Genomic DNA, 5,696 nt, shown 5'->3' with positions numbered 1-5,696 from the left:
GGGGCCTTCCTGTGCGGCGGATCCGGCTCGGGAGTCGGTGTCGGGTGCGGGCGTCGCGTCCGGTGCCCAGTCCATGGCTCCCGCGCCCGGGGACGGGGTCGGGCTCCGGACCGCGGTGGACGCGGCGGAGGAGGCAGGCTGATCCGAGGCCAGGCCGTCGGCGTCCTGGTTCGTGACCGGCGCGCCGTCACCGGCGTCGTCGTGGGTGGAGGCGTCCTCGCCGACGGTGTCCGGGGGATTGTCGACGTCGACGGAGGGGGAGGGCCGGTCGCCACCGGTGTCCGGCTCGTGCGGCAGGACGGTGGCGTCGATGTGGAGGGTTCTGTCGGCTCCGGTGCCCTCGGTCCGGACGCCCGTGATCCGGTACCGGGTGCCGCGCGGCAGGAGCAGCCCGCGAGCGTCGGCCCGGGTGTCGGCGCGGTCGCCCAGCCACAGGCCGTGCGTTCCGTCGGGCAGGGCCAGGTGGAACTGGAAGGGCGCGCGCTCCGACCCGGGTACCCGCGCTCCCGCTCCCAGGGAGGTTGGTGGGTAGCCCCGTTCGGTCTGGACCGTCCCCACGAGCGAATCCGGGTCGTCCGGGTCGTACCCGGTCAGGAGGGAGATGTCGTGCACGTCCCACCGGACGAGCAGGGGCTCGGGCAGCGGATTGCGACCGATCGCCTCATCGATGAGGCTGACGCGCTGAGCGATGTCCTCGAGTGTGGGGAGGCGACCGAACGCATCGATCAACCGAGCGGCGCTTCCCGCCTGGTCCCTCCAGTGGGTGAGTGCCTCAAGGGGGTCGGAAGCGCTCAGGATGGCGTCGACGAAGCTCTGCTGAGCCAGTGTCAGCTCGTCGGACCGGCCGGCCGCGACGCCGATGTCCCACATCGTCGGTGTGCGCGGGTCCGGCCCCGTCAGCTCGTACAGGGGGAAGCTCCAGCCGCGGTCCGAGCTCAGCTCCTGCAGTATCCGCTGTCGGGTCTGGTCGTCCGGGGCCCGCAGGAGCCGGTCGTAGGGGATCCTGTCGGGGTCGGTGTACCCGTCGATCGCTCGCCGGTGGTCCTCGGGCAGGTTCGGGTAGGAGTGGGGGTTCGTGTCGGGATCACCGAGAATCCTGTCACCGTAGGACAGTCCCTCCCCGTCGGTGGCGAAGCGTCGGACGCCGTCCCCGCCGATCGTGCCCGGACGGTCGTCGACGTCGACGGGTCCTTCCTGGTCGACGGCTCCGGGTCGGGAGTCGGTGTCGGACGGGATGTCCAGCGCCCAGTCCATGGCGCCCGGGGACGGTGTGAGGCCCGGGTCCGGGGTCTGGTCCGGTCTCTGGGCCGGAGCGGGATCGGTGGCCATCCAGTCCAGGTCGGGTAGGGGCAGGTCGTCGCTGTCCCACAGCCCCGGCTCGGGCGTGAAGGCCGACATGACGGTCACGTCGGGCGGCAACGGGCGCGAGGTGTCACTCGCTGTGCGCGGAAGGGCTGGGGCGAGGAGCCCGTTGGGGTCCAGGAGCCGCTTGGGGTCCAGCTCCGGCAGCGTGAACGGCGGCTTGATGAGGCCGAACACGTCCAGCGGCCCGTCCGGGGGCGCGGTCGTGCTCTCGGGGGGATGGGCGCCGTTCCGGGTGTCGTCGACGTCGACGTCTCCGAGTGGCCGGTCGACGCCGTCGCCGTCGCGCGCCCCGGCCGGAGGTGTGCCCCGCCCCGTACCACCGCCTGAACCGTCACCGGAACCGCGCCCGGCACCGGTGCCGCGTCCGTCATCCTGACCGTTGTCGTGGTCGCTGACGGTGCGGTCGGGGTCGCCCTCCTCCAGGGGGTGGGCGGAAGAGGGGGAATGGCCGCCGCCGACGTGGGCCGGGGGCGATACCAGGACCTCTGCTTCGATGTGGATCTTGCCGTCGTCGTCCTGGGTGACCCCGGTGATCCGGTAGCTGGTGTTCCGTGGCAGGAGCAGTTCCCGCTGTTCGGGGGCGGTGCTGTTTCCGCCCAGCCACAGCCCCCTGGTCCCGGCGGGAAGGGTGAGGTGGAGATGGACCGGCCAACGGGGCATGCCGATGATCGCGGCCCCGTCTCCGAGGGAGGTGGAGAGGTAGCCCGCTTCCGTCTGCACGGTTCCCACGAGCGCCTGTGGGTCGTCCGGGTCGAAGCCGTCCATGAAGTTGACTCCCCAGAGACCTCGGTGCGCCTCCAGGGGTTCAGGCAGGTAACTGGCGTCGAGCGCCTGGTCGATGAGGGAGATCCGGTCGTAGAGGTCCTGGAGGGTGGGGAAGTGTCCGAACGAGTCGACCAGGTGCCCAGCGCGTCCAGCGTCGTCCCGCAGATCGGCGAGCGTCCTGTCGGGATCCCCGGAAGTCAGGATGTCGACGATCATGTTTCGCTGGTCCGGGGTCAGACCGGGACGCCCGTAGGCGTCCTGGATGTCCTGGAGCGTCGGAGGCCGCAGCGGCCATCCTGACAGCTCGTACAGGGGAAAGCCGTCTCCGTCGTCGTCGTACCAGTCCTCCAGCAGCTCCTCCCGGGCGTCGTCGTCCCGGGCCCTGAGCACGTCGTTGTACGGCCAGCTGCTGGTGGTGTAGGCGAGGACGGCACGCTGCTGCTCGACCGTTCGGGTCCGGAACGCGTTGCGGTTCCACCGCGGGTCGTCGAGGAACTGGTCGCCGTATCTCGCGCCCTCCAGGAACGAGGAGAATCGCCGGATCCCGTCCGCTCCGACGGTGCCCGGGACCTGGGCGGGGCCGGAGCGGGGTGTGAAGACCGGCATGGCCATGAGGTCGCCGGTCGCCCCCGACTCGGGTCGAGGCGCGGCCGGGAGTCCTCCCTCGCCGTCGTGGGGAGTCGAGCGCCAGTCGGCGGGCGGTGTCCATCCGTCCGGCACGACCTCGGCCTCGACCACCCAGTGGTCGTTGTCGTAGAGCTCGTCAGGCACCTGTCGGACGTCGTGGACGACGAACGTGGTCCCGCGCCGCAGCACCGCGTCGGGCCCGTCCCCCGGGTGAGGATCGGAGGAGCCCGCGGTGTTGAGCGCGGGGAAGCCCTCGGGGACCCTGATCACCACGTCGACGGGGTTGCGGTGGTCCAGCGGCGGGGCGGTGGTGGTCGCGGTGACGTATCCGGGCTCGGTGTAGGNNNGGGGGGGGCCCCCAGCCGTTCGGCGAACGAGCTGTTCGTGCGGTGGTTGAGCACGACCGGTTCGGAGACGCTTGACTGGGCGATCAGCGAGTCGAGGGTCTCTGCGGTGGTGCGTGTGTCCCCGGTGTCGGTTCCGTTGCGCAGCGCGTCGTTGACGGTGGTGTCGCCGCCGGGTGCGGTGAAGTCGCTGACGGCGGTTGTCTGCTCGTCGGTCAGGGTGGTCGGTGGTAGGACCTGGGACAGGTCCGCGGGACCGTCCAGGGCGCGGCCGTCGCGCATGCCCTGGGGCCGGACGCCCTCACCCCAGGCGGGGGGCGGCGCCCACACCGTGGTCGGAGCCTGCTCCATCCCTTGGACGGACGGTTGGTCAGTGCCGTCGACCGTGGTGGTGGGCGCGCTGTCCGGGAACGGCATCTGGAGCAGACCGTTGGGGTCGAAGGGCCGTTTGGTGTCCAGGTCGAAGGTCGCGGTCGGCTCCTTCGGATCCAGACCGGTCAGCCACGACGGAGGCTTGAGCGGGCCGAGCAGGTCCGCCAGGGTGTCCGCCGGTCGGGTCGCGCGCTCGGTGGCCGCGCCGCCCGTGTCGCCGAGCGGCCGGTCGACGTCGTCGTCCCGCGTGTCAGGAGGCGGGGGAGCACCCTGACCGCGTCCTCTTCCCGCGGCGGAACCGCCGCCCGTGCCACGCCCGGCCCCGGCGCCGCGACCGCCGCCTTGACCACTGGCGGAGGCGTCACCGCGCCCGTCGTTCCGGTCGCTGGTGGCGGTGTCGGTCGATCCCGTGGTCTGTTCCCCACCCTGGCCGGGAGAGGTGAAAACGGGCATGGCGGTGACGTCGGTCGGGGTCCATCCGTCCGGCACGATCTCGAGCTCGATCGCCCAGTGCCGGAGACCGTACTGGTCGGGCTCCAGCTCTCGGACACTGTGGATGAGGTACGTGGTGTCCCGGCGGAGAATGACCTCGTGCTCGTCGCGGTTCGTGACACCGGGGACGTCCATCGCGTTCAGCGCGGGGTAGCCCCGCGGCACCCTGACGGAGAGTTGGATGCGCCGTTCGGGATGGAGCGGCCGGTGCGACATGGCGGCGGACCCGTAACCCGGATCGGTGAACGTCCGACCGACCAGCGCCATCATGTCGTCGGGGGAGCTCGGCGAGGTGTCGAGCGCCTCGGGCAGGGTGTCGATGCTCCGCTGAAGCAGGATCGGCTCGGGGGGCGAGGAGCGCTCCAGTACCCCGTCCAGGTGGCGTACCGCCTCCCGCATACTCGACGTGGCACGCTCCGGCGCGACCCCCGAACGCAGCTCGTCGTTGATGACGTAGCTGCCCTCGGCCGTGTAGTACCGGACGTAGGCCCGCTCCGTCTCGTTCATCTCCGGCGTGGGCATGTGCCGCGTCAGGTACGCCGCGGAGCCCTCGGAGGTGTCGAACGTCCGCGCCCCCGCCATGCCCTCGGGGCCCAGGCCCTGGCCCCAGGCGGGCGGCGCGGGCCACCCCCGCGTGGACGGGGTGAAGACGGCCATGACGGTCGGGTCGGTCAGGTGCGACACGTCAGTGCGCGGCGGACGGACGGTACTGGCGTCCGAACCGTCGCTGTCACTCGCCGCGTCCTGGTCCCCGTCGTCCCCGTCCGAGGCTCGGACGGCACCGGACGAGGTGCTGAGTTCGACGCCGGGGTCGGCGGCACGGCGCCCCCCGGCCCCCTGGTTCGCGGGCGCGTCGTCGGAGGTCGGCCGGTCTCCGGCCTCCTCGTCCCCCGCCTGCTTCGACCTCCGTGACCGCTCGCGCAGCTCGTCGGCCTCGTCCAGGCGTTGTCGCGCCCGCCGTTCGAGGTTGCGCGCGTCGTCGGTGAGTGTGGCGACCTCGTTCCGGGCGTCGCGGAGCTCGGCGCTTCGGGTGTCGAGCTCGTCCCGGGCGTCCGTGAGCCGGTCCCTCAGGGAGTCCCGCTCGTCCCGGGCGTTGCTGAACCGTTGCTCGGCCTCGCCCAGAGCGGTTTGGAGACCGGCGGCCGTCGCGGCGCGGTCCCGCGCGCGCTGGTCGGCCGCCGCGGCGCTCTCTTGGGCGCTGTCGCGCAGGTCGCGAAGCTCGGCGGCGGCCCGCTGCTGGTCGTCCCGGTGCCCGGCGGCCTCGTCGGCCCGCGCGCGTCGTTCCTCCGCCCGTCCGAGCAGTTCCTGGACGTGTTCCCCGGCCCGGGCATCGTCCCGCTCCCGGGCGTCGAGACCGTCGGCACTCCGCTCGATCTCGTCGCGGGCCTCGTTCAGCCGCCGGTCCGCGCCGTCGGCCGTGTCCCTCAGCCGCTGAACGGCTTCGGCTGAGGGGACGTTCTCCGCGCCCTGGCCATCGGCGGAGGCGGCGACCGCCTCGTCGTAGGCGCCACGGGCTTCCCGGGCCGCGTTCTCCACCTCGGGCAGACGCGCGCGGAGGTCGTTCAGCGCTCGCTCGGCCGCGGCCGTCTCGTGCCGACGTTCCTCCAGGCCGTGTGCGGCGTCGGCGTACTCGTCATCCGCCCTCTCCGCGTCCTCACCGGCCCTTTCGGCGTCGGTTCGTGCGGCGTCGGCGGCGGACTTCTGAGTCTCGTACCTCCTGCCGAGACCGGT

2 protein-coding genes are annotated in these 5,696 nt (G+C 72.4%); both read right to left on the bottom strand.

The window, feature by feature from the left end; all coding sequences use genetic code 11:
• The coding region (locus tag D471_RS42320; RefSeq protein ID WP_040689517.1) for an ADP-ribosyltransferase at positions 1–3,030 on the bottom strand (3,030 nt) is incomplete at its 3' end.
• Complete coding sequence (locus D471_RS42740; protein WP_449406565.1) at positions 3,024–4,472, bottom strand: ADP-ribosyltransferase; 1,449 nt, start codon at positions 4,470–4,472, stop codon at positions 3,024–3,026. The genes D471_RS42320 and D471_RS42740, both read right to left, overlap by 7 nt.
• Between the last annotated feature and the right edge of the window lie 1,224 nt (positions 4,473–5,696).

It is taken from the genome of Nocardiopsis lucentensis DSM 44048 (assembly GCF_000341125.1).
Taxonomy (GTDB): Bacteria; Actinomycetota; Actinomycetes; order Streptosporangiales; family Streptosporangiaceae; genus Nocardiopsis; species Nocardiopsis lucentensis.
The sequence above is the reverse complement of the archived record's forward strand: the minus strand, read 5'-3'. Positions and strand labels throughout refer to the sequence as shown.